The organism is Klebsiella sp. P1954 (assembly GCF_018199955.1).
In the GTDB taxonomy this organism is placed as follows: domain Bacteria; phylum Pseudomonadota; class Gammaproteobacteria; order Enterobacterales; family Enterobacteriaceae; genus Klebsiella; species Klebsiella pneumoniae.
Genome location: NZ_CP073373.1, coordinates 4,775,392 through 4,798,427 on the forward strand (window position 1 = coordinate 4,775,392; position 23,036 = coordinate 4,798,427).

Consider the following 23,036-nt stretch of genomic DNA (forward strand, 5'->3'; position numbering starts at 1 on the left):
TGCGGCAGGGCAGGGGGATTAGATCTGATAGTAATCCTTGTACCATTCCACGAAGTTCTTCACGCCGTCCTTCACTGACGTTTGCGGCTTAAAGCCCACCAGGTCATACAGCGCTTGGGTGTCTGCGCTGGTGTCCAGCACATCTCCCGGCTGGATCGGCATCATATTCTTCTTCGCTTCCATCCCCAGCGCCTCTTCCAGGGCGGTGATGTAGTCCATCAGTTCCACTGGTGAGCTGTTGCCAATGTTATATACCCGATACGGCGCGGAGCTGGTGGCCGGGGAACCGCTCTCAACGGTCCAGTCGGCATTGGCCTGCGGGATCACATCCTGCACCCGAACCACCGCCTCGACGATGTCGTCGATATAGGTGAAGTCGCGCTTCATTTTGCCGTAGTTGTAAACGTCGATACTTTTTCCTTCCAGCATCGCTTTCGTGAACTTGAACAGCGCCATATCCGGGCGACCCCACGGACCATAAACTGTAAAGAAGCGCAGCCCGGTGGTCGGGATGCCGTACAGATGGGAATAGGTATGCGCCATCAGCTCATTGGCTTTCTTGGTGGCGGCATACAGGGAGACCGGATGATCGACGGAATCTTCGGTGGAGAACGGCATTTTACGGTTGAGGCCGTAAACCGAGCTGGAGGAGGCGTACACCAGGTGTTTCACCTTGGTATGACGGCAGCCTTCCAGAATGTTCAGGTACCCCATCAGGTTAGCGTCTGCGTACGCATACGGGTTTTCCAGCGAGTAGCGCACGCCGGCCTGGGCGGCCAGGTGGATCACGCGGTCAAATTGCTCTGTGGCGAACAGCTTTGCCATACCTTCACGGTCGGCCAAATCCAGCTGCTGGAAATGGAATGCCGGAGATGCCAGGCGATCCAGACGTGCCTGCTTCAGGCTGACGTCATAATAGTCGTTCATGTTGTCGATTCCGACAACATCATGCCCTTCATTCAGCAGGCGCTGCGCGATATGGAAGCCGATAAAACCTGCGGCACCAGTGACCAAAAACTTCATATTTTTCCTCCGGGGTGTGGATATCCCGTTCTACATAAGTGCCGATTTTACACTGGCTTGCGGTTGGGATCACTTGCTTTGCCATGACAAGATATGCAAGTAACTGTAAACAGCGGCGTCTGAGAGTAAATGCCTTGTAATTAATTATCATTCGTGAAAGGTATTAAGCCATTCAGAAGATGAAAAGCACTATAGAAACCAATATAAACAATGGGTTATCTGTTTGTTTCGGTTTTATCGAGTATTGCTAGGTTTTAGACGCGGTCTGGCCTCGTAGAGTAAAGATTGTTACTTTGGTTTGCCCGGTGTGTTTGTTTCCCGAGAGCACTTTAGCGATAATGCCATCATATCGTCTAAAGTGTGTCCATTTTTACATTGAGAAAGCCATGCACCGGATTTTTACTTTTATTCCTTACTTGCAGAGTTATAATACGCTGCCGTTCTATTTGGCAGACTTAGGTATTGCTTGATAAATCATCACCAAAAGTTGTTATTAATATGCAAGAAATTATTTCAGAATTTCATGCTGTCCTTAGATGGTTCTTTTGCATGTAAGGGCGTGATGAGCAGGTGAGGGGAGTGCTACGCCAGGCATGCTGCTTGCGGAAATGAGAAAGTCCTGATAGCTAACGGAGAAGGGAAACGCCAGAGTAAAGCCTTTTTGTTGCTAAGGTAACGAGATGCATGGCTGTACTGAACAGTAATGCCATCTGCAGTGCGGTTTGAACGGATGTGAGTGTTAAAAACTCGGTGGATCACGCATTTTGGTTGCGATAGCCAATGGCGGTAGCGTGGAAGAAAACATAAGGTGATTTTTTAATTTATTGAATTAAAAGGGTTTTTATCGTTTTATTGCTGGGGTGTCGCTTGCGCTTCCGTTCAAATCATTGGTTGCAGTCGATGAATGGCAGCTGGCCTCATAAACTTTGCCCGCAGCACAAAGCAGTCAGTTTCTCGATTGTTGAGCCTGACAGGATCGGCGAGGTAGACCTGGTATGACTAACTCATTCAGTGGATATTTGCAGAATAATTTATGAGTATAAAGATGAAGTACAATTTAGGGTATTTATTTGATTTACTTGTTGTCATAACAAATAAAGATCTAAAAGTGCGCTATAAGAGCAGCATGCTAGGCTATTTATGGTCAGTAGCAAATCCATTGCTTTTTGCCATGATTTATTATTTTATATTTAAGCTGGTAATGAGAGTACAAATTCCAAATTATACTGTTTTCCTCATTACCGGCTTGTTTCCGTGGCAATGGTTTGCCAGTTCGGCCACTAACTCATTATTTTCATTCATCGCTAACGCTCAAATTATCAAGAAGACAGTTTTTCCCCGGTCCGTGATTCCGCTAAGTAATGTAATGATGGAAGGGTTGCATTTTCTTTGCACCATCCCGGTTATTGTAGTCTTTCTTTTTGTTTATGGCATGACGCCGTCCTTGTCCTGGGTTTGGGGTATACCTCTCATTGCTATTGGCCAGGTGATTTTCACCTTTGGTGTTTCAATCATCTTTTCAACGCTGAACCTGTTTTTCCGTGACCTGGAGCGCTTTGTCAGTCTAGGGATTATGCTGATGTTTTATTGTACGCCGATTTTATATGCGTCTGATATGATTCCGGAAAAATTTAGCTGGATAATTACCTACAATCCGCTAGCGAGTATGATTCTTAGTTGGCGTGATTTATTCATGAATGGGACTCTTAATTATGAGTATATTTCTATACTCTATTTTACGGGAATCATTTTGACGGTTGTCGGTTTGTCTATTTTCAATAAATTAAAATATCGATTTGCAGAGATCTTGTAATGCACCCAGTTATTAACTTCAGTCATGTTACAAAAGAGTATCCTCTGTACCATCATATTGGCTCAGGAATCAAAGATTTAATTTTCCATCCGAAACGCGCTTTTCAGTTGCTGAAGGGGCGGAAATATTTAGCTATCGAAGACGTATCCTTTACAGTTGGCAAAGGTGAGGCTGTTGCCCTGATTGGACGTAATGGGGCAGGAAAGAGTACCTCTCTTGGCCTGGTTGCCGGCGTGATTAAGCCAACTAAGGGAACCGTCACCACTGAAGGACGGGTGGCATCGATGCTTGAACTCGGCGGAGGCTTTCATCCTGAACTTACCGGGCGTGAGAATATTTACCTGAATGCTACTCTGCTGGGCCTTCGGCGTAAAGAGGTCCAGCAACGTATGGAACGTATTATTGAATTTTCGGAACTGGGAGAATTCATAGACGAGCCAATCAGAGTGTACTCAAGCGGAATGCTAGCTAAGTTAGGTTTTTCGGTCATCAGTCAGGTTGAACCGGATATTTTAATTATTGATGAAGTTCTGGCAGTAGGTGATATCGCTTTTCAGGCAAAATGTATTCAGACCATCAAAGATTTTAAGAAAAGAGGCGTGACAATATTGTTTGTTAGCCACAATATGAGTGACGTTGAAAAAATCTGCGACAGAGTCATCTGGATCGAAAATCATAGGCTCAGAGAAGTGGGGTCTGCAGAGCGAATCATTGAACTGTACAAGCAAGCAATGGCTTAATCAGTGGGTAATATAATGAACAATAGCGTTAAAATCTATACCAGCCACCATAAGCCTAGTGCTTTTCTTAATGCTGCAATTATCAAACCTCTGCATGTCGGCAAAGCTAATTCTTGTAATGAAATTGGTTGTCCAGGAGATGACACTGGCGATAATATTTCCTTTAAGAATCCGTTTTATTGCGAACTTACTGCGCATTATTGGGTTTGGAAAAACGAAGAGCTGGCAGACTATGTCGGTTTCATGCACTATCGCCGTCATCTTAATTTTTCCGAAAAACAAACTTTTTCTGAGGATACGTGGGGGGTCGTGAACCATCCATGCATTGATGAAGAATATGAGAAGATCTTTGGATTAAACGAAGAAACAATTCAACGGTGTGTCGAAGGTATTGACATCTTGCTGCCCAAAAAATGGTCTGTCACTGCGGCGGGAAGTAAAAATAATTACGATCACTATGAACGAGGTGAATACTTACATATTCGTGATTATCAGGCTGCCATTGCCATCGTTGAAAAACTATATCCAGAGTATAGCGCGGCAATAAAAACGTTTAATGATGCCAGTGATGGCTATTACACAAATATGTTTGTCATGCGCAAAGATATTTTTGTTGACTATTCTGAGTGGCTCTTTTCCATTCTGGATAATCTCGAAGATGCTATCTCGATGAACAATTATAATGCTCAGGAAAAACGCGTTATTGGGCATATAGCAGAACGGCTGTTTAATATTTACATTATTAAGTTGCAACAAGATGGTGAGCTTAAGGTAAAAGAATTACAGCGTACTTTTGTCAGCAATGAAACATTCAATGGTGCACTGAATCCAGTTTTTGATTCTGCGGTTCCAGTGGTTATCAGTTTCGATGATAATTACGCAGTCAGCGGTGGTGCATTAATTAATTCCATTGTCCGGCATGCGGATAAAAATAAAAATTATGATATCGTCGTACTCGAAAACAAAGTAAGCTATTTGAATAAAACGCGGTTAGTAAATCTAACCTCGGCTCATCCGAATATTTCTCTTCGTTTTTTTGACGTTAATGCTTTCACTGAAATAAACGGTGTGCATACCCGAGCGCATTTTAGCGCATCAACGTATGCCCGTCTTTTTATTCCTCAACTGTTCAGACGATACGATAAAGTCGTATTTATTGATTCGGATACCGTTGTAAAGGCTGACCTGGGCGAACTGCTTGATGTCCCTCTGGGCAACAATTTAGTTGCAGCGGTTAAGGATATCGTCATGGAAGGTTTTGTAAAATTTTCTGCAATGTCGGCATCAGATGATGGCGTTATGCCGGCAGGCGAATATTTACAGAAAACCTTAAACATGAATAACCCTGATGAATATTTTCAGGCAGGGATTATTGTTTTTAATGTCAAACAAATGGTCGAAGAAAATACTTTTGCTGAATTGATGCGGGTATTAAAGGCAAAAAAATACTGGTTCCTCGACCAGGATATCATGAATAAAGTTTTCTACTCTCGAGTCACATTTCTGCCATTAGAGTGGAACGTTTATCATGGTAATGGCAACACGGATGATTTCTTCCCTAATCTTAAGTTTGCAACGTATATGAAATTTTTAGCAGCTCGCAAGAAGCCTAAAATGATTCATTATGCGGGTGAGAACAAACCATGGAATACCGAAAAAGTCGATTTTTATGACGACTTTATTGAAAACATCGCTAACACTCCATGGGAGATGGAAATCTATAAACGTCAGATGTCGTTAGCGGCTTCGATTGGTTTAACCCATAGCGAGCCGCAACAACAAATCTTGTTCCAGACCAAAATCAAGAACGTACTGATGCCTTATGTTAATAAATATGCACCAATAGGCACGCCAAGAAGAAACATGATGACTAAATATTATTACAAAGTACGCCGTGCTATTCTTGGATAATAAAAGAGACAACAGATGAAAAGTAAAAAAATATTGATCGTAGGTGCTGGCTTCTCTGGTGCAGTTATCGGTCGCCAACTTGCTGAGAAGGGACATCAAGTCCATATTATCGATCAGCGTGATCATATTGGGGGGAATTCCTATGATGCACGGGACGCTGAAACGAATGTGATGGTACATGTTTATGGACCCCATATTTTCCATACTGACAATGAAACAGTGTGGAACTATGTCAACAAGCATGCAGAGATGATGCCCTATGTGAACCGGGTTAAAGCGACAGTTAATGGTCAGGTATTTTCCCTGCCTATTAATTTGCATACTATCAATCAGTTTTTCTCAAAAACTTGTTCGCCTGATGAGGCCAGAGCGCTCATTGCTGAGAAAGGGGACAGCACTATTGCTGATCCACAAACTTTTGAAGAGCAAGCGTTACGCTTTATTGGTAAAGAGTTATATGAGGCCTTTTTTAAAGGATATACGATTAAACAGTGGGGGATGCAACCCTCGGAACTGCCCGCATCTATTCTTAAACGTCTTCCTGTTCGTTTTAACTATGATGATAATTATTTTAACCACAAATTTCAGGGCATGCCGAAATGTGGTTATACGCAGATGATTAAGTCCATTCTCAATCATGAAAATATCAAGGTTGACTTACAGCGGGAATTTATCGTTGACGAGCGAACTCATTACGATCACGTATTCTATAGCGGTCCATTAGATGCGTTTTATGGCTACCAATATGGCCGTCTGGGCTATCGAACATTAGATTTTAAAAAGTTTACCTATCAGGGTGATTACCAGGGCTGCGCAGTGATGAACTATTGTTCTGTTGATGTCCCCTATACTCGCATCACTGAACATAAATATTTTTCTCCCTGGGAACAACACGACGGCTCTGTTTGTTATAAAGAGTATAGCCGTGCTTGTGAAGAAAATGATATTCCTTACTATCCTATTCGCCAGATGGGAGAGATGGCTCTTCTTGAAAAATATTTGTCACTGGCCGAGAATGAAACCAATATCACTTTTGTCGGTCGTCTTGGAACCTACCGTTACCTCGACATGGATGTGACCATCGCCGAAGCATTGAAAACGGCAGAAGTCTATTTAAATTCACTCACTGATAATCAGCCAATGCCTGTGTTTACGGTTTCTGTACGATGAAATATACGGCATTGATAGTGACATTCAATCGTCTCGGCAAACTGAAAAAAACCGTTGAAGAGACCCTCAAACTTGAATTCACTAATATTGTTATTGTCAATAACGGGTCCACGGATGGGACCCAAGCCTGGCTTTCGTCAATTGTTGATACACGAGTCATTGTATTAACCCTCACCGAGAATACCGGTGGGGCGGGGGGCTTTAAAACCGGTAGTCAGTATATCTGTGAACAGCTGGCAAGTGATTGGGTATTTTTCTACGATGATGATGCTTACCCCTATCCAGACACGTTGAAGTCCTTTTCACAGCTGGATAAGCGGGGATGTCGGGTATTTAGTGGACTGGTGAAAGATCCGCAAGGAAAACCGTGTCCGATGAATATGCCGTTCTCGCGTGTGCCAACTTCACTTGGCGACACTGTACGCTATTTACGCTACCCTGGAGAGTTTATCCCGGCAGCTAATCGTTCTATGTTCGTACAAACGGTTTCATTTGTTGGGATGGTCATACATCGTGATCTGCTCGCGACCAGTCTTGACCACATCCATGAACAGCTTTTTATCTACTTTGATGATCTTTACTTTGGCTATCAGCTATCACTAGCTGGTGAGAAAATTATGTATAGCACGGAGTTGCTTTTTTATCATGATGTGAGTATTCAGGGCAAACTTATTGCACCTGAATGGAAGGTTTACTATCTCTGCCGTAATTTGATCCTGTCGAAGAAAATATTCCAGAAAAATGCCGTGTATAGCAATTCAGCGATAGCGATACGCATCCTAAAATATATATTAATCCTGCCATGGCAACGTCAAAAATATTCCTATATGAAATTTATTCTTCGTGGAATTTCACATGGCATAAAAGGTATTAGTGGTAAGTATCATTAAGTGGGCGGTGATGCTACCAACTTGCTGATTTAGTGTATAATGGTGTTTTTGAGGTGCTCCCGTGGCTTCAGTCTCCGTCTGCTGTCCCTCCTGTTCCGCTACTGAAGGCGTGATGCGTAATGGCAAAAGTACTGCCGGGCATCAACGTTATCTCTGCTCTCACTGCCGTAAAACATGGCAGCTCACCTTCACTTATGCCGCTTCTCAGCCCGGTACACACCAGAAAATCATTGATATGGCTATGAACGGCGTCGGTTGCCGTGCCACCGCACGACTAATGGGCGTGGGCCTCAACACCATTTTGCGCCATTTAAAAAACTCAGGCCGCAGTCAGTAACCTCCCGGATACAGCCGGGCAGTGATGTCATTGTCTGTGCGGAGATGGACGAGCAATGGGGCTACGTCGGTGCAAAATCACGTCAGCGCTGGCTGTTTTACGCGTATGACAGGATACGCAGGGCGGTGGTAGCCCACGTTTTCGGTGAACGCACTATGGCCACACTGGAGCGTCTTCTGAGCCTGCTGTCAGTTTTTGACGTGGTGGTATGGATGACGGACGGCTGGCCGATGTATGAGTCACGTCTGAAGGGAAAACTGCACGTCATCAGTAAGCGTTACACGCAGCGAATTGAGCGACACAACCTGAATCTGAGACAGCATCTGGCAAGGCTGGGCAGGAAGTCCCTGTCGTTCTCAAAATCGGTGGAGCTGCATGACAAAGTCATCGGGCACTATCTGAACATAAAACACTATCAGTAAATTGGAGTCATTACCTAAGTGGGCATAGCAATAAGAAAATTGTGTTATTTCATAAATTCGGATTGGTACTTCGATTTACACTGGATCGATCGTGCCATCGCCTCCCGTGATGCAGGTTATGAGATTCACATCATCAGCCATTTTATTGATGACAACATAATAAATAAATTCAAAACATTTGGCTTTATTTGCCATAATGTTACTCTTGATGCTCAATCTTTTAATGCATTAGTTTTCTTTCGTACTTACCATGATGTGCAAAAAATTATTAAAAATATAAAACCGGATCTCTTGCATTGCATCACTATCAAGCCATGTTTGATTGGTGGTGTGCTCGCGAAGAAATTTAATCTGCCGGTCATCGTAAGTTTTGTTGGGCTTGGAAGAGTATTTTCTTCTGACAGCATGCCTTTAAAATTATTGCGGCAGTTTACTATTGCTGCATATAAATATATTGCCAGTAATAAGCGCTGTATATTTATGTTTGAACATGACCGCGACAGAAAAAAACTGGCTAAGTTGGTTGGACTCGAAGAACAACAGACTATTGTTATTGATGGTGCAGGCATTAATCCAGAGATATACAAATATTCTCTTGAACAGGATCACGATGTCCCTGTTGTATTGTTTGCCAGCCGTATGTTGTGGAGTAAAGGACTGGGCGACTTAATTGAAGCGAAGAAAATATTACGCAGTAAGAATATTCACTTTACTTTGAATGTTGCTGGAATTCTGGTCGAAAATGATAAAGATGCAATTTCCCTTCAGGTCATTGAAAATTGGCATCAGCAAGGATTAATTAACTGGTTAGGTCGTTCGAATAATGTTTGCGATCTTATTGAGCAATCAAATATCGTTGCTTTGCCGTCAGTTTATTCTGAAGGTGTTCCGCGAATTCTTCTGGAAGCATCTTCTGTGGGTCGCGCTTGTATTGCTTATGATGTTGGTGGTTGTGATAGCCTTATTATTGATAACGATAATGGAATTATTGTTAAAAGCAATTCACCTGAAGAGCTGGCTGATAAACTTGCCTTTTTACTTAGCAATCCTAAAGCACGCGTTGAAATGGGTATTAAGGGGAGGAAACGTATACAAGATAAATTTTCTAGTGTTATGATTATCGATAAAACATTGCAAATATATCATGATGTAGTTCGATGATGTGTAAGTTTCACATTTATTATTGCGAAAAACCTTCATATTGATAATAGTAATGTTTATATAATGTAATTCAATTTACTACTAATGGTATTTTTATGGCTCATGAAAAAAGTGATATAATTGTTTCGGTCGTTATTCCTGTTTACAACGCCGAAGAGTATATTGCAGATACTCTAAAAAACATTGTTTCACAGTCATTGTATGAAATTGAAATTATAATAATCAATGATCATTCGAGTGATAATACATTAGATATCCTTAAGGAGATTGCATCCAGCGATGAAAGAATACGAATTATTGATAACGCTGTAAATATTGGAGCTGGCATATCACGTAATATAGGTCTTTCAGAAGCAAAGGGAGAATATATAATATTTCTTGATGACGATGATTATGTCGATACGAACATGTTGAAGCACATGTCTGATTGTGCGGAGCTATCAGGGGCAGATATCGTTGTATGCAGAAGCCGCTCATTTAATCTACAATCTCTCCAGTATGCTCCAATGCCAGATTCAATTCGAAAAGATTTATTACCTGAAAAAGCAGTTTTCTCGCCTGGAGATATTGAGCGAGACTTTTTCAGGGCATTTATATGGTGGCCATGGGACAAACTATTCCGACGTGAATTTATTATTCAGCACTCGTTGAGCTACCAAGATTTAAGAACATCAAATGATCTGTTTTTTGTGTGTGCATCTATGCTTAGTGCCGAAAAGGTAACTATTCTTGATGAAATATTGATTACTCATACGATTAATCGAAAAACATCATTGTCTTCAACTCGCTCCGTTTCCTATCATTGCGCACTTGATGCTCTTGTTGCTCTAAGGGATTTTCTTTTTAAAAATGGCATGATGCAAAAGCGACAAAGGGATTTTTATAATTACATTGTCGTATTCCTTGAGTGGCACTTAAATACGCTATCGGGTGAAGCCTTTAATAAACTGTTTCAAGATGTCAAATTATTCATCAGCAGTTTTGATATCAATAATGAAGACTTTTATGATGAGTTTATTCTTTCTGCTTATCGACGAATCGCTGATATGTCTGCTGAAGAGTATCTTTTTTCATTAAAAGATCGGGTTCTTAATGAATTAGAGAATGCCCAACGAAATATTTTGACCTTACAAAACGAAGTTGAGGAGATAAAACAGCAGCTTCAACAAAAGGACGAAATGATTGCTTCTATGAATAGGGAAAATTTAGCTATTAAAGCAGATAATAAAATTCTCGAAAATTACAATGAAGAACTAAAGACTGTTCAGACAAAGTTTCTTAAACTACTCTCAAGTAAAGACTAGTATTTAAAAGCGTATTTTATGATTACTGTAATAGCGCCCCCATAAAAAATGAGGGCGGCATAGAAATTACTAATAATTTATCGTTGACCTTCGCATTGCATCTGACGTTTTAATAACCATACAATCATCAATACATCGATTGGTCTCAGAAATTATAACGTTGTTAGATAGTTTGAAATTAAATCCTTTCATAATTCTGATCTCTTCAGCCATACCTTTGAGCGCCCAGGGCGCTGCTAATGAAATATTCCCAAACTCATCATATCTCTGTGTTTTTGTAAAGGCATTGTAAGCAGGATCTGTGAGATCGAACATTAATTTTCCTGTGTAATTCTTAGGTATTTTATTAGTTATTTCCGCAGCAAGTGCCTGAATTTCAGAGCGTTGAGGAATAATAAATCCATTTATAATATTATACTGAGCTATTATCATAATTGTTAAAGCGATAAGAGGCCAGACAAATGCTTGCTTAGAAATTCTACTGACAAGGCTATTTATGCCAATAAGAAATAGAGTTGATATAATAAGTTCTAAGGCCACTAACGAGCGGAATGCTGCCCAATTTTCTTTTGTCGCTAAATTTGGAGCGTAGGAACCTATCCCGATCGTTATGACTATGAACGTTTTCCATCTGCCTGTTTTTCCCACAAAAATAGTGTATAAGCCGATTAAAATTGCAAATGAGGAGAACCAAGAATATATTTTTACTGGTTGTATGTTATAGTTATTTACAGCGTTTATTAGTGATTCATTTATGAACCATTTCATCTTTCCACCGATATCTGCGGTTAACTCGGCTCTCGATAATGATTCCCCATATAGCCAGACAGGAAGTACTTTTGACATGATAAAACTGCCTGCAACACCGATAACTAAAATGATAAAACATGTCGCAACTTTTTTCACAGTTAAACTACTTTCTTTTTTTATGCAACTATCAAGCATAAAAAAGAATAAGAATGTAATTGCTGTCGGTTGATATATTGCAAATGCCACCCATAAGACAACAATGGATGCTAATTTTTCTGGCAATGACGACCGCTGCTTCGAATGTGGGAAACATTTATTATAACTAATACCTGCCAGCAATACTGAAATAGTGAACGGGAAACATGTTGCCCATGAAGCATAAACTTGAAACGCAGGGAGTAAGCAAATTAACAGCGGAAATATTATTTTGAATACGGGGTTATCAAATATTTTTCTGCTGTCTATGAAGTTGTAAATAAAACAACTTAAGACAACAAGACTTAATATATTAAAAAGCCGCAAATACGAAAATGAAGAAATATCATTAATTAACATTTTTCCATAGTAACGGAACACAGCATAAACGGGACGACCAGATTGGACATCCCACTGAAACGAAGAGCCGTTTCTTGTTATAGCATCAAAGAGTGTTGACCAGTCGTCTGAAAATGCATATGAAAAGAAAATTACCGGTGAAAATGTTAACATAAGCAAAAAGAAATAAAAAATGTAAACGTTTTTTTTATTTCCCTCTGCTAAAGGATTGATCAGATTTTGCATGTTATTTTCCATTGCTATCATTACCTACGCTTTCGTCAATGAAATATTTAGGTCTATTTTTCGTCTCTATATAAATTTTTCCGACATATTCTCCTATAATACCTAAAGAAAGCATTTGCACGCCGCCAAGAAAGAATATAGCGATCATGACTGATGTCCATCCCTCAACTGTAGTACCTGTTGTTTTTTGAATTAAAGCATAAATCGCAGCGATGGTAGATATGATGCAAGTTATAAAACCTGTCATAGCTATAATTCGTAACGGTGTAACTGATAATGAGGTAATTCCCTCGAGAGCCAGCGCAAGCATTTTTTTAATTGGATATTTTGATTCACCGGCAATTCTTTCTTCACGGCTATATTGCACCTCGATCGAGGGGTATCCCACAAGAGGCACTAATCCACGTAAATATATATTTTGCTCTTTATATTGTTTAAGAGCCTCCAATGCTCGATTACTTAATAATCGATAATCTGCATGATTTGGAGTTTGATTTACTCCCAAGTGGGACATTATTGCGTAAAATGCATTAGCTGTTGTACGTTTAAAAAACGTGTCACTGTCTCGATTACCTCTTACGCCGTATACTATGTCATATCCCTGGCTGTAAGCGTCAATCATTTTTTCGATGCAATTTACATCGTCTTGTAGATCCGCATCGATGCTAATGGTTACGTCTGTATCGACCGAGCGTAACCCTGCCATCAACGCAATTTGATGTCCTTTATTTCTTGATAATTTTATTCCTCGCACATAGTGATAAGCGGTCGAGGCATCTTTAATTTGTGCCCAAGTATTGTCACGACTACCATCATCGACAAACAAAAGATAACTATTGTTATTAATTTTATTTCTGGCTATCAATGAATTTAGTACATTCGAAAGCTTTTCGAGACAGAAAGGAAAAGCCTCTTGTTCATTATAGCAAGGTACCACAATAGCTAAAGAAGGAGTGCTTTTTATATCAGTTGAGGTTGTCATTTCATCGCCCAGAACTTGTTTAAAATAAAACCTGTGATAGTGTATGTGAACATCCCAAGGATTTGTGCTGAATATATTTTTTCTGGCATAAAAACGAAAAATATTTTTATGACAATGATATTTGCCACATAACAAATGAAGCAAACACATAAAAATTTTATTAGTCTATTGATACTGATTGGTTGCGTAAATGTAAATATTGTGTTTGCTATAAAGCTGAAAACAATACCTACAACATAACCCATCGCATTGGACAGATAAATGCCAAGACCCAAATGCATTAGCAGGAAAATTACAACTGCTGTAATTAGTGTATTGACTATCCCAACTAACCCATATTTCATTAGTTGCCATAATGGGCCTGAACTTGGCATTATATACTCCGCTAGCGTTCCAATTGGATGTTAAAAGCGGCAGCATTCTAACAAACTACATCTATCATGTGAATCCAATTCACATCTCAAATATTAGGTTGTAAAGGATATTGGGAGGTATTTCGAGTGCTGCGTGAAGGGTTCATTTAGAAAGAGTAATTAATGGCGGCTTTATAACCGCCATGTCTTATATTACCTATGCCGTGCTCTTAAATTATCAATCACTTCCCCGAGATCCAGCCCCTGGTCCTGCAGCAGCACCAGCAGGTGATACATCAGGTCCGACGCCTCATTCTTCAGTTCGAAGCGGTCGTTCACCGTGGCGGCCAGCGCGGTCTCCACGCCTTCTTCCCCCACTTTCTGCGCAATACGCTTGGTGCCGCTGGCATACAGCTTCGCCGTGTAGGAGCTCTCCGGGTCGGCGTGTTTACGCTCGGCCAGCAGCTGCTCCAGCTGATAGAGGAACAGCCACTGGTGGCCGGTTTCGCCGAAGCAGCTGGTGGTGCCTTTGTGGCAGGTCGGCCCGATCGGGTTTACCAGCACCAGCAGCGTATCGTTGTCACAGTCCGGCGTGATGCTCACCACGTTGAGGACATGGCCCGAGGTTTCACCCTTGGTCCACAGCCGCTGCTTGGTGCGCGAGTAAAAGGTGACCTTGCCGGTGGCTTCGGTTTTCTCCAGCGCCTCCTTGTTCATGTAGCCGAGCATCAGCACTTCGCCGGATACGGCGTGCTGCACGATGGCCGGCATCATGCCGTCCGTTTTTTCCCAGTCCAGCTGTTCAGTCAACATACCCTTATCTCCACGCCCTGTGCCGCCAGGTACGCTTTCAGTTCGCCAATATTAATAATCTGTTTGTGGAATACCGAGGCCGCCAGCGCGCCGTCAACGTCGGCGTCGCGGAAGGCTTCGAGGAAGTGTTCCATAGTGCCCGCGCCGCCGGAGGCGATCAGCGGGACGTGGCACACCGCGCGAACCTTCGCCAGCTGCTGCAGGTCGTAACCGTTGCGCACCCCGTCCTGGTTCATCATATTGAGAACGATCTCGCCTGCGCCGCGCTTCTGCACTTCCTCCACCCAGTCGAGGGTTTCCCACTGCGTCACCCGGGTGCGGCTCTCGTCGCCGGTATACTGGTTGACGTGATACTTGCCGGTCTCTGCGTCAAACCAGGTATCAATCCCCACCACGATACACTGCACGCCAAAGCGGTCGGCAAGGCGGGTGATCAGCGTCGGGTCGGCGAGAGCAGGGGAGTTAATCGAGATCTTATCGGCGCCGAAGGAGAGGATCTGCGCCGCGTCTTCCAGCGACTTGATCCCGCCAGCCACGCAGAAAGGAATATCAATTACTTCCGCTACCCGCGACACCCAGCTCTTGTCGACCACCCGACCGTCGCTGGAGGCGGTGATATCATAGAACACCAGTTCGTCGGCCCCTTCGTCGGCATAGCGCTTGGCCAGCGGGACGATGTCGCCAATGATCTCGTGATTACGGAACTGCACGCCTTTCACTACCTGGCCGTCGCGGACGTCGAGGCAGGGGATTATCCGTTTTGCCAGCATTGAATGGCCTCCGTTACGTTGAATTTACCTTCCAGCAGCGCGCGACCGACAATCACGCCGCGCACCCCGGTGCCGCGCAGGGCGGCAATATCATTGAGATCGCCGATGCCGCCGGATGACTGAAACGCCACCTGCGGGTAGCGGGCGCAGACTTCCTCGTACAGCGAGACGTTAGAGCCTGCCAGCGTGCCGTCGCGGGAGATATCGGTGCACAGCACGTGCTGCAGGCCGACCGGCAGATAACTTTCCACCAGCTCCTCTAGCGTCACGCCGGAGTTTTCCTGCCAGCCGCTGACCGCCACCTGCTTATTGCCGTCGGCGTCGATACGCACGTCGAGGGCGAGCACCAGCCGTTCTGGGCCAAAGCGTTTGAACCAGCCTTTCACTTCCTCCGGGGATTTCACCGCGGTGGAGCCGACCACCACGCGGGCGACGCCGGCCTCAAGCAGGGCCGCGACATCCGCTTCGGTCCGCACGCCGCCGCCGACCTGCACCGGGACGTCAACCCCGGCGACCAGCGCTTTCAGCAGCGGGATTTGGCGCTTCGCCGGATCCTTCGCCCCGGTCAGGTCGACCAGGTGCAGGACTTCCGCCCCCTGAGCGGCATAGGCCTGCAGGCGCGGCAGCGGATCGCTGCCATAGTCGCGCTGCTGGCCGTAATCGCCCTGATGGAGACGAACGACGGTGCCGTCGATTAAATCTAAAGCAGGAATAATCATCACATCTCCAGGAAGTTTTTCAGCAGCTGCGCCCCGGCGCTCCCGGAGCGCTCCGGGTGAAACTGCACGCCAAAGAAGTTATCTTTCTGCACCGCGGCGGTGAACGCCTCGCCGTAATTGCACTGGGCGATGGTGTACGGGTTGACCGGCATGGCGTAGCTGTGCACGAAGTAGAAATACGCGCCTTCTTCAATGCCGCGGAACAGCCGATCGCCAGCTTTGGCATACACCCGGTTCCAGCCCATGTGCGGCAATGGCAGACCGTGGTCGGTCATCTTCGGCACCTCTTCTTCGATAATGCCCAGCAGATCGACGCCGTTGTTCTCCTCGCTGCGCTTGCCGAGCAGCTGCATGCCCAGGCAAATCCCCAGCACCGGCTGGGTACAGGCTTTGATCAGGTCGATCAGCTCCCGGTCGCGAAGCTGATCCATCGCCGCCTGGGCGGTGCCGACGCCGGGAAGAAACAGTTTATCGGCACGCAATACCACTTCCGGATCGCGGCTGACCACCGGCTCATAGCCGTGGCGGCCAATCGCCGATTTCACCGAATTGAGGTTGGCGCAGCCGGTATCAAGGATCACCACATTCATTACAGCACCCCTTTGGAAGACGGCAGGGCATCGCCCTGGACGCGGATCGCCTGGCGCAGCGTACGGCCAAAGGCTTTGAACAGGCTCTCCACGCGGTGGTGATCGTTCTTGCCCTTGGTTTTCAGGTGCAGGGTCACCGCCATGGTGTAGGAGAGCGAGCGGAAGAAGTGTTCCACCATCTCGGTGCTCAGATCGCCGACGCGCTGATAGGTGAAGTCCGCCTTATACTCCAGGTGCGGACGGCCGGAGATATCCAGCGCGCAGCGGGCAAGACACTCGTCCATCGGCAGCACGAAGCCGAAGCGGTTGATGCCGCGCTTGTCGCCAAGGGCCAGCTTCAGGGCTTCGCCGAGGGCCAGGCCGGTATCTTCCACCGTGTGGTGATCGTCGATGTACAGATCGCCGCCGACGTTAACCTCCATGCGGAAGCCGCCGTGGGTGGCGATTTGGTCGAGCATATGGTCAAAAAAGCCGACGCCGGTATGGATCTTGCTGCCGCCTTCGCGGTCCAGCCACACTTTCACATCCACCTGGGTCTCTTTGGTGATGCGCTCGACGTGGGCATAGCGGTCGCGGCGGGTCAGCTGCTCGCAGATGGTCGGCCAGTCCAGGGTCTCGCGGTCATAGCGCAGACCGGTAATTCCCATGTTATCCGCCAGCTCAAGGTCGGTGGCCCGGTCGCCAATCACATAGCTGTGGGCTTTATCCAGCACGCCCTCTTCCAGCCACGGCAGCACCAGCTGCGTTTTTGGCTTGCGGCAGGCGCAGTTGTCGCCCGGGAAGTGCGGACAAATCAGCACCTCTTCAAAGTTAACGCCCTGCGAGGCGAAGATCTGCATCATCAGGTTGTGCGGGCCATCAAACGCTTCCTGCGGCAGACTGTCGGTTCCCAGGCCATCCTGATTGGTGATCATCACCAGCTTATAGCCTTCCTGCTGCAGCTTCAGCAGCGCCGGGATCACCTGCGGCTCAAACGCCAGCTTGTCGAACCGGTCCACCTGGAAATCCTCCGGCGGTTCGGAAATCAGTGTGCCGTCACGGTCAATAAAGAGATACTTCTGGGTCATACATTCTCCGCAGTCAAGGCGTCAATCACGCGCTGGCTCTCGGCACGGGTACCGATAGTGATACGCAAACAGCCGCTTAATGAAGGTTGTTTATTCTGGTCACGTAAGATAATGCCCTGATCCCACAAAGATTTAAACACTGCGCTGGAGGCGGTTATCCGCGCCAGCACATAGTTGGTCTCGGAATCGAAGACCTGCTCCACGCAGGCGATGCCGCGCAGCTGTTCCACCAGGTAGCGGCGCTCGTCAAGGATCTGCGCCACGCGCTGGCGCATCGCGGCGATCCCCTCCGGGCTCAGGGCCTGGGCGGCGATATCGGCCACCGGCGTGGAGAGCGGGTACGGGGCGATCACTTTCAGCAGCACGTTGATCACCTCGGCGTTGGCGAGGGTGAAGCCGCAGCGCAGGCCGGCGAGGGCGAAGGCTTTGGACAGCGTGCGCAGCACCACCAGGTGCGGATAGTCGCTGAGCCAGCCGGCCAGCGTCGCCTGCGGGCAGAATTCAATATAGGCTTCGTCGGCCACCACGATGGCTTTGCCGCGGGTCATCTCCAGCAGGTCGCGCATCGACTGCGGGTCGATAATCTGCCCGGTCGGGTTGTTCGGGCTGCAGACGAAGACCACCTTCACGCCGTCCAGCCGCGCTTCGATGCCCGGCAGGTCGAGCTGCCAGTCGGCCAGCGTCGGCACGGTGCGGCACTCGACGCCGATGGTCTCGGCGCTGACGCTATACATGCCGTAGGTCGGCGGGCAGTAGAGCACCGCGTCTTCGCCGGGCTCACAGAAGGCGCGGATCAGCAGCTCGATGCCTTCGTCAGCGCCGCGGCTGACCAGCACCTGCTCCGGTTTGACCTCGGCGTAGCGGGCGTAGCTCTCAATCACGGCCTTCGGCTGCGGCTCCGGATAGCGGTTCAGCGTCTGTTCGGTAAGCTGGAAGGCTACGGCGGTAGGGAATTCGTTGGCGTTGAGCCAGACGTCGCCTTTGCCGCCCAGCCGGCGAGCGGATTGATACGGGGTCAGCGTGCGGACGTTGGCGCGGGCTAAATCTTCAATGCTCATGCTTGCTCCTTCAGGGCGGCAACGCGCAGCGTTACGGCGTTTTTGTGGGCGTCAAGGCGCTCGGCGGCGGCCAGGATCTCAATCGTTGAGGCGAGGGCGGCAAAGCCGTCGCGCGACAGCTCCTGCACGGTCATCCGCTTCTGGAAGTCGGCCAGACCGAGGCTTGAGCAGGTGGCGGTATAACCATAGGTCGGCAGGACGTGGTTGGTGCCCGAGGCGTAGTCGCCCGCGGATTCCGGTGACCAGTCGCCAAGGAAAACGGAACCGGCGCTGGTGATGCTATCCACCAGCTCGCGGGCCTGACGGGTCTGAATGATCAGGTGCTCCGGGCCGTACTGGTTGGAGATAGCCACGCACTGCGCCAGATCGCGGGCCACGATGATCCGGCTGGCGGAGAGCGCCACGCGGGCGGTTTCCGCGCGCGGCAGGGCGGCCAGCTGGCGCTCCACGGCTTCGGCGACGCGGCTGCCCATGTCGGCGTCCGGGGTCAGGAGGATCACCTGCGAGTCCGGGCCGTGTTCCGCCTGCGACAGCAGGTCAGAGGCGACAAAGTCCGGGTTGGCGCCGCTGTCGGCGATGACCAGCACTTCCGACGGGCCGGCCGGCATGTCGATAGCTGCGCCGTCCAGACGTTGGCTGACCTGGCGTTTGGCTTCCGTGACGTAAGCGTTGCCCGGGCCAAAGATTTTATCCACCTTCGGCACCGACTCGGTACCGAGGGCGAGGGCGGCGATGGCCTGGGCGCCGCCGACGTTAAAGATGGTTTTTACGCCGCACAGCTGCGCGGCATAGAGGATCTCATCGGCAATCGGCGGCGGCGAGCAGAGCACCACCTGCTGACAGCCGGCGATGCGCGCCGGCGTCGCCAGCATCAGCACCGTGGAGAACAGCGGCGCTGAGCCGCCGGGAATGTACAGTCCGACGGAGGCGATAGGGCGGGTGACCTGCTGGCAGCGCACCCCCGGCAGCGTTTCGACATCCACCGCCTGCAGCTGTTGCGCGTTGTGGAAGGTCTCGATGTTTTTCACTGCCACCGCCATCGCCTGCTTCAGCTCATCGCTGAGGCGCTCGCCGGCGGCGGCGATCTCCGCCTCGCTCACCTGCAGCGCGGCGACGGTGGTTTTATCAAACTTCGCGCTGTATTCGCGCAGCGCCGCGTCGCCGTTGGCTTTGACGTTATTCAGGATCTCCGTCACCGTTTTACTGATGCTGTCGGAGGCGGAAATCGCCGGGCGCGTTAAGAGTTGCTGTTGTTGGTCTGCGCTACAGCCGTTCCAGTCGATGATTGTGTTGAAGCTCATGATTGTATTCCCCTGTGTGTCCCGTGACCGGCTGGCCGATTACTCCATCATTTTCTCAATCGGCAGCACCAGAATGGAGCTGGCGCCCAGCGCCTTCAGTTTTTCCATGGTCTCCCAGAACAGGGTTTCGCTGCTGACCATGTGCATCGCCACGCGCTGCTTGTCGCCTGCCAGCGGCAGAATAGTCGGCCGCTCGGCGCCCGGCAGCAGGGCAACCACTTCTTCCAGGCGTTCGGTCGGGGCGTGCATCATGATGTATTTCGACTCGCGGGCCTGAATCACGCCCTGAATACGGGTCAGCAGGCGGTCAATCAGCTGCTGTTTGGCGTCTGCCATTTCGCCGTCGCGCTGGATCAGACAAGCTTTGGAGCGGTAGATCACTTCCACTTCGCGCAGGCCGTTAGCTTCCAGAGTGGCGCCGGTGGAGACGAGGTCGCAGATAGCGTCGGCGAGGCCGGCGCGCGGCGCCACTTCCACGGAGCCGTTCAGCAGACAGGACTTAAAGGAGATACCTTTTTGATCGAGGTAGCGCTTCAGCAGGTGCGGGTAAGAGGTGGCGATACGTTTGCCGTCCAGCGCCGCCGGGCCGTTCCAGGCTTCATCCACCGGAGTCGCCAGCGACAGGCGGCAGCCGCCGAAGTCGAGACGGCGCAGGGTGAAGTAGCGCGGGTCTTCGCCCTGGGCGCGGCGGCTGAGCAGCTCTTCTTCCAGCACGTTTTCGCCGATAATACCGAGGTCGACAACACCGTCCATCACCAGGCCCGGGATATCGTCATCACGCACGCGCAGAATATCGATTGGCATATTTTCCGCCAGCGCAATCAGACGCTGGGTGTGCAAATTGACTTTAATGCCGCAGCGGCTGAGTAATTCGCGTGAATCTTCGCTTAAACGGCCTGATTTCTGAATAGCTATGCGTAAACGGGTGTTGTCTAACATTGTTCTTTTCCTCTGAATACCTGTCTGAATCTGTCCGAATTTGGTCCAAAAAAAAGCCCCCGGAAGTGAATCTTCCGGGGGCTCTCTGCGCGTTCATGCACCACTGGAAGATCCAAACGTCTTCCAGCACACATCGCCTGAAAGACTAGTCAGGATGATGGTGATGATGGTGGTGTTTAAATTGAACGCGGTTCATAAAAATTCTCTGTGAATGACTATGCATTTGATGTCCTTTAACCTAAACCACTTCCGCCGCAGAAAGCAAGGGCTTTTTTCTATCATTAATTCATTTCATATTGAGCGAAGAAATTGTCAGTTGCCGCTGGCTGGCGTAGCCTGTAATCAGCACAGCGAAAGAGTCAGGAGCCTGGGATGAAAAAGGTCGCGATAGTCGGTTTGGGATGGCTGGGGATGCCGCTGGCGCTGTCGTTGACGGCGCGAGGCTGGCAGGTCACCGGCAGTAAAACTACGCAGGATGGCGTGGAGGCGGCGCGGATGTGCGGGATCGACAGCTATCCGCTGCGCCTGGAGCCGCAGCTGGTCTGTGATACCGAGGACCTCGACGCGCTGATGAACGTCGATGCGCTGGTGATCACCCTGCCGGCCCGGCGTACCGGGGCAGGGGAAGGGTTTTATCTACAGGCGGTGCAGGAGATCGTCGATACCGCGCTGGCGTACCATATTCCGCGGATCGTCTTCACCAGCTCCACCTCGGTGTATGGCAACGTCAACGGTACGGTGAAGGAGAATTCCCCGCGTCTGCCGCAAACCGCCAGCGGACAGGTGCTCAAGGAGCTGGAGGACTGGCTGCACAACCTGCCGGGGACGTCGGTGGATATTCTGCGCCTGGCCGGGCTGGTGGGGCCTTCCCGCCATCCGGGACGTTTTTTCGCCGGCAAGTCGGCGCCGGATGGCCAGCACGTGGTCAATCTGGTGCATTTGCAGGATGTGGTGGCCGCTATCGAACTGCTGCTGCAGGCCCCGAAGGGCGGGCACATCTATAATCTATGTGCGCCCCGCCATCCGGCGCGCGGCCTCTTTTATCCGCAGATGGCCCGCGAGCTCGGTCTGCCGCCGCCGGTGTTCAGCGACAGCCCGGACGGCGGCCAGGGCAAGATTGTGGATGGCAATCGTATCTGCAATGAGCTGGGGTTTGAGTACCAGTACCCCGATCCGCTGGTGATGCCGATGGAGTGATCCGCCAGCGGTGATTCGCATACCGTAAGGGGGTAGCGATGAAACCACTGCTGGATGTCCTCGTGATTCTGGATGCCCTGGAAAAAGAGGGGAGCTTTGCCGCCGCGTCGGCAAAGCTCTTTAAAACGCCCTCGGCGCTGAGCTACACCATTCACCGCCTGGAAAGCGATCTCAATATTCAGCTGCTCGACCGCAGCGGCCATCGCGCGCGCTTTACCCCCAGCGGACAGATGCTGCTGGAGAAAGGGCGGGAGGTGCTGCATATTGCCCGCGAACTGGAGATCCGGGCGGTTAAGCTGCAGCAGGGGTGGGAGAATAGCCTTCGTCTGGCGGTGGATAGCACCTTTCCCGTAGCGCTGCTCTCGCCGCCAATCGCTGCATTTTATCAACAACAGCCGCTGACCCGGCTGCACTTCACGCTGAACCCCTCCCTGCTGGACTGGCGGCCGCTGACTGACGGGCAGGCCGATCTGCTGCTGGGGGCGCTCGGCGAGCCGCCGCCGCTGAGCGGTTATGACTATCTCCCCCTCGGCGAGCTGGAGCTGCTGCTGGTCGTTGCCCCACAGCATCCGCTGGCGCGACACCGCGCACCGTTGAGCTGGCGAACCCTGCGCCGTTACCGGGCGGTGGCCACCGGCGAGGGCGGGGCGCTACTCAGCGATCAGGAGACCCTGACGGTGTGTGACGCCGCGGGGCAGCTGGCGCTGCTGCGCCTGGGGCTGGGCTGGGGGTGCCTGCCGCGCTATCAGGTGCAGGGTCTGCTGGACAGCGGCGAGCTGGTCTGCATGACCGTGCGCGGGCTATCGCCTCGTCAACGCGCGTGGATCGCCTGGAATGACGCCACCTGCGGTTTGGCTGGCAAATGGTGGCGGGAAACGCTATTAGCAAATAGTGCTATTTTTACAATTTATCATACGGAAACCGTATAGATATTAGCACGTTAAAA

23 protein-coding genes and 1 other annotated feature are annotated in these 23,036 nt (G+C 48.9%); of the genes, 10 read left to right on the forward strand and 13 right to left on the reverse strand.

The features are described 5' to 3' along the window. Positions 1 to 18: 18 nt before the first annotated feature. Complete coding sequence (locus tag KB890_RS22945) at positions 19 to 1,023, reverse strand: NAD-dependent epimerase (protein WP_004175262.1); 1,005 nt, start codon at positions 1,021 to 1,023, stop codon at positions 19 to 21. A 1,045-nt stretch (positions 1,024 to 2,068) separates the two neighbouring features. Here KB890_RS22945 and rfbA point away from each other — a divergent pair. The 8 genes from rfbA to KB890_RS22985 all read left to right on the forward strand — a co-directional run bounded on the left by rfbA (position 2,069) and on the right by KB890_RS22985 (position 10,771). After that, on the forward strand, positions 2,069 to 2,836 hold the full coding sequence (gene rfbA, locus KB890_RS22950; protein ID WP_002912373.1) for an O-antigen export ABC transporter permease RfbA: 768 nt from the start codon (positions 2,069 to 2,071) through the stop codon (positions 2,834 to 2,836). Then, a complete protein-coding gene (gene rfbB / locus KB890_RS22955) occupies positions 2,836 to 3,576 on the forward strand; it encodes an O-antigen export ABC transporter ATP-binding protein RfbB (RefSeq protein WP_014343303.1) in 741 nt (246 codons plus the stop codon). The genes rfbA and rfbB overlap by 1 nt, the downstream gene beginning before the upstream one ends. Positions 3,577 to 3,591: 15 nt before the next feature. Further along, positions 3,592 to 5,487, forward strand: a complete 1,896-nt coding sequence (locus KB890_RS22960; RefSeq protein ID WP_019724801.1) for a DUF4422 domain-containing protein — start codon at positions 3,592 to 3,594, stop codon at positions 5,485 to 5,487. A 15-nt stretch (positions 5,488 to 5,502) separates the two neighbouring features. Beyond that, positions 5,503 to 6,657, forward strand: a complete 1,155-nt coding sequence (gene rfbD, locus KB890_RS22965) for a UDP-galactopyranose mutase (RefSeq protein ID WP_022631335.1) — start codon at positions 5,503 to 5,505, stop codon at positions 6,655 to 6,657. Beyond that, complete coding sequence (locus KB890_RS22970) at positions 6,654 to 7,547, forward strand: glycosyltransferase (protein ID WP_022631336.1); 894 nt, start codon at positions 6,654 to 6,656, stop codon at positions 7,545 to 7,547. Before rfbD ends, KB890_RS22970 begins: the two co-directional genes overlap by 4 nt. A gap of 61 nt (positions 7,548 to 7,608) precedes the next feature. After that, a protein-coding gene (locus tag KB890_RS22975) for an IS1 family transposase (protein ID WP_223174630.1) occupies positions 7,609 to 8,306 on the forward strand; the annotation gives its coding sequence in 2 pieces (ribosomal slippage) (positions 7,609 to 7,858 and positions 7,858 to 8,306; 699 coding nt in all). An 18-nt stretch (positions 8,307 to 8,324) separates the two neighbouring features. Continuing rightward, entirely contained in the window at positions 8,325 to 9,467 is a 1,143-nt protein-coding gene (locus KB890_RS22980) for a glycosyltransferase family 4 protein (protein ID WP_211778005.1), read from the forward strand. Positions 9,468 to 9,562: 95 nt separating this feature from the next. Then, positions 9,563 to 10,771, forward strand: a complete 1,209-nt coding sequence (locus KB890_RS22985; RefSeq protein ID WP_020801535.1) for a glycosyltransferase family 2 protein — start codon at positions 9,563 to 9,565, stop codon at positions 10,769 to 10,771. 69 nt (positions 10,772 to 10,840) lie between these two features. On the opposite strand, the gene KB890_RS22990 is transcribed toward KB890_RS22985, so the two are convergent. From KB890_RS22990 to hisL, 12 genes are all read right to left on the reverse strand, one after another. Then, positions 10,841 to 12,301 (reverse strand): glucosyl transferase GtrII, encoded by a 1,461-nt coding sequence (locus tag KB890_RS22990; RefSeq protein ID WP_020801539.1) that lies wholly within the window; start codon positions 12,299 to 12,301, stop codon positions 10,841 to 10,843. A 1-nt stretch (position 12,302) separates the two neighbouring features. Continuing rightward, entirely contained in the window at positions 12,303 to 13,283 is a 981-nt protein-coding gene (locus KB890_RS22995; RefSeq protein ID WP_020801547.1) for a glycosyltransferase family 2 protein, read from the reverse strand. Continuing rightward, the gene (locus KB890_RS23000) at positions 13,280 to 13,657 is read right to left on the reverse strand and encodes a GtrA family protein (RefSeq protein WP_004198893.1); all 378 of its coding nucleotides are present in this window, start codon (positions 13,655 to 13,657) and stop codon (positions 13,280 to 13,282) included. The genes KB890_RS22995 and KB890_RS23000 overlap by 4 nt, the downstream gene beginning before the upstream one ends. A 192-nt stretch (positions 13,658 to 13,849) precedes the next feature. Continuing rightward, positions 13,850 to 14,449: a bifunctional phosphoribosyl-AMP cyclohydrolase/phosphoribosyl-ATP diphosphatase HisIE gene (gene hisIE / locus KB890_RS23005; RefSeq protein ID WP_002912260.1), complete on the reverse strand. Its 600-nt coding sequence runs from the start codon at positions 14,447 to 14,449 to the stop codon at positions 13,850 to 13,852. Next, positions 14,443 to 15,219, reverse strand: coding sequence for an imidazole glycerol phosphate synthase subunit HisF (gene hisF, locus KB890_RS23010; protein ID WP_004180497.1), 777 nt, complete (start codon positions 15,217 to 15,219; stop codon positions 14,443 to 14,445). The genes hisIE and hisF overlap by 7 nt, the downstream gene beginning before the upstream one ends. Further along, positions 15,201 to 15,938 (reverse strand): 1-(5-phosphoribosyl)-5-[(5-phosphoribosylamino)methylideneamino]imidazole-4-carboxamide isomerase, encoded by a 738-nt coding sequence (hisA, locus tag KB890_RS23015; RefSeq protein WP_022631339.1) that lies wholly within the window; start codon positions 15,936 to 15,938, stop codon positions 15,201 to 15,203. The genes hisF and hisA overlap by 19 nt, the downstream gene beginning before the upstream one ends. Further along, positions 15,938 to 16,528: an imidazole glycerol phosphate synthase subunit HisH gene (gene hisH, locus KB890_RS23020; protein ID WP_002912227.1), complete on the reverse strand. Its 591-nt coding sequence runs from the start codon at positions 16,526 to 16,528 to the stop codon at positions 15,938 to 15,940. Before hisH ends, hisA begins: the two co-directional genes overlap by 1 nt. Beyond that, positions 16,528 to 17,595 (reverse strand): bifunctional histidinol-phosphatase/imidazoleglycerol-phosphate dehydratase HisB, encoded by a 1,068-nt coding sequence (gene hisB / locus KB890_RS23025; RefSeq protein ID WP_004144133.1) that lies wholly within the window; start codon positions 17,593 to 17,595, stop codon positions 16,528 to 16,530. Before hisB ends, hisH begins: the two co-directional genes overlap by 1 nt. After that, entirely contained in the window at positions 17,592 to 18,653 is a 1,062-nt protein-coding gene (gene hisC / locus KB890_RS23030) for a histidinol-phosphate transaminase (protein WP_022631340.1), read from the reverse strand. The genes hisB and hisC overlap by 4 nt, the downstream gene beginning before the upstream one ends. Next, complete coding sequence (hisD, locus tag KB890_RS23035) at positions 18,650 to 19,954, reverse strand: histidinol dehydrogenase (RefSeq protein ID WP_004175275.1); 1,305 nt, start codon at positions 19,952 to 19,954, stop codon at positions 18,650 to 18,652. Before hisD ends, hisC begins: the two co-directional genes overlap by 4 nt. 39 nt (positions 19,955 to 19,993) lie before the next feature. Then, positions 19,994 to 20,893: an ATP phosphoribosyltransferase gene (gene hisG, locus KB890_RS23040; protein WP_002912152.1), complete on the reverse strand. Its 900-nt coding sequence runs from the start codon at positions 20,891 to 20,893 to the stop codon at positions 19,994 to 19,996. Positions 20,894 to 20,940: 47 nt separating this feature from the next. Further along, positions 20,941 to 21,063, reverse strand: a sequence feature (His leader region). After that, complete coding sequence (gene hisL / locus KB890_RS23045; RefSeq protein ID WP_004899375.1) at positions 21,039 to 21,089, reverse strand: his operon leader peptide; 51 nt, start codon at positions 21,087 to 21,089, stop codon at positions 21,039 to 21,041. (Overlaps the previous feature by 25 nt.) 176 nt (positions 21,090 to 21,265) lie before the next feature. On the opposite strand from hisL, the gene KB890_RS23050 reads away from it, so the two are divergent. Together KB890_RS23050 and KB890_RS23055 are read left to right on the forward strand one after the other, a co-directional pair. Further along, entirely contained in the window at positions 21,266 to 22,090 is an 825-nt protein-coding gene (locus KB890_RS23050; protein ID WP_004152513.1) for an SDR family oxidoreductase, read from the forward strand. Between the two features lie 38 nt (positions 22,091 to 22,128). Next, positions 22,129 to 23,019 (forward strand): LysR family transcriptional regulator, encoded by an 891-nt coding sequence (locus KB890_RS23055; protein ID WP_004175276.1) that lies wholly within the window; start codon positions 22,129 to 22,131, stop codon positions 23,017 to 23,019. Positions 23,020 to 23,036: the final 17 nt, after the last annotated feature.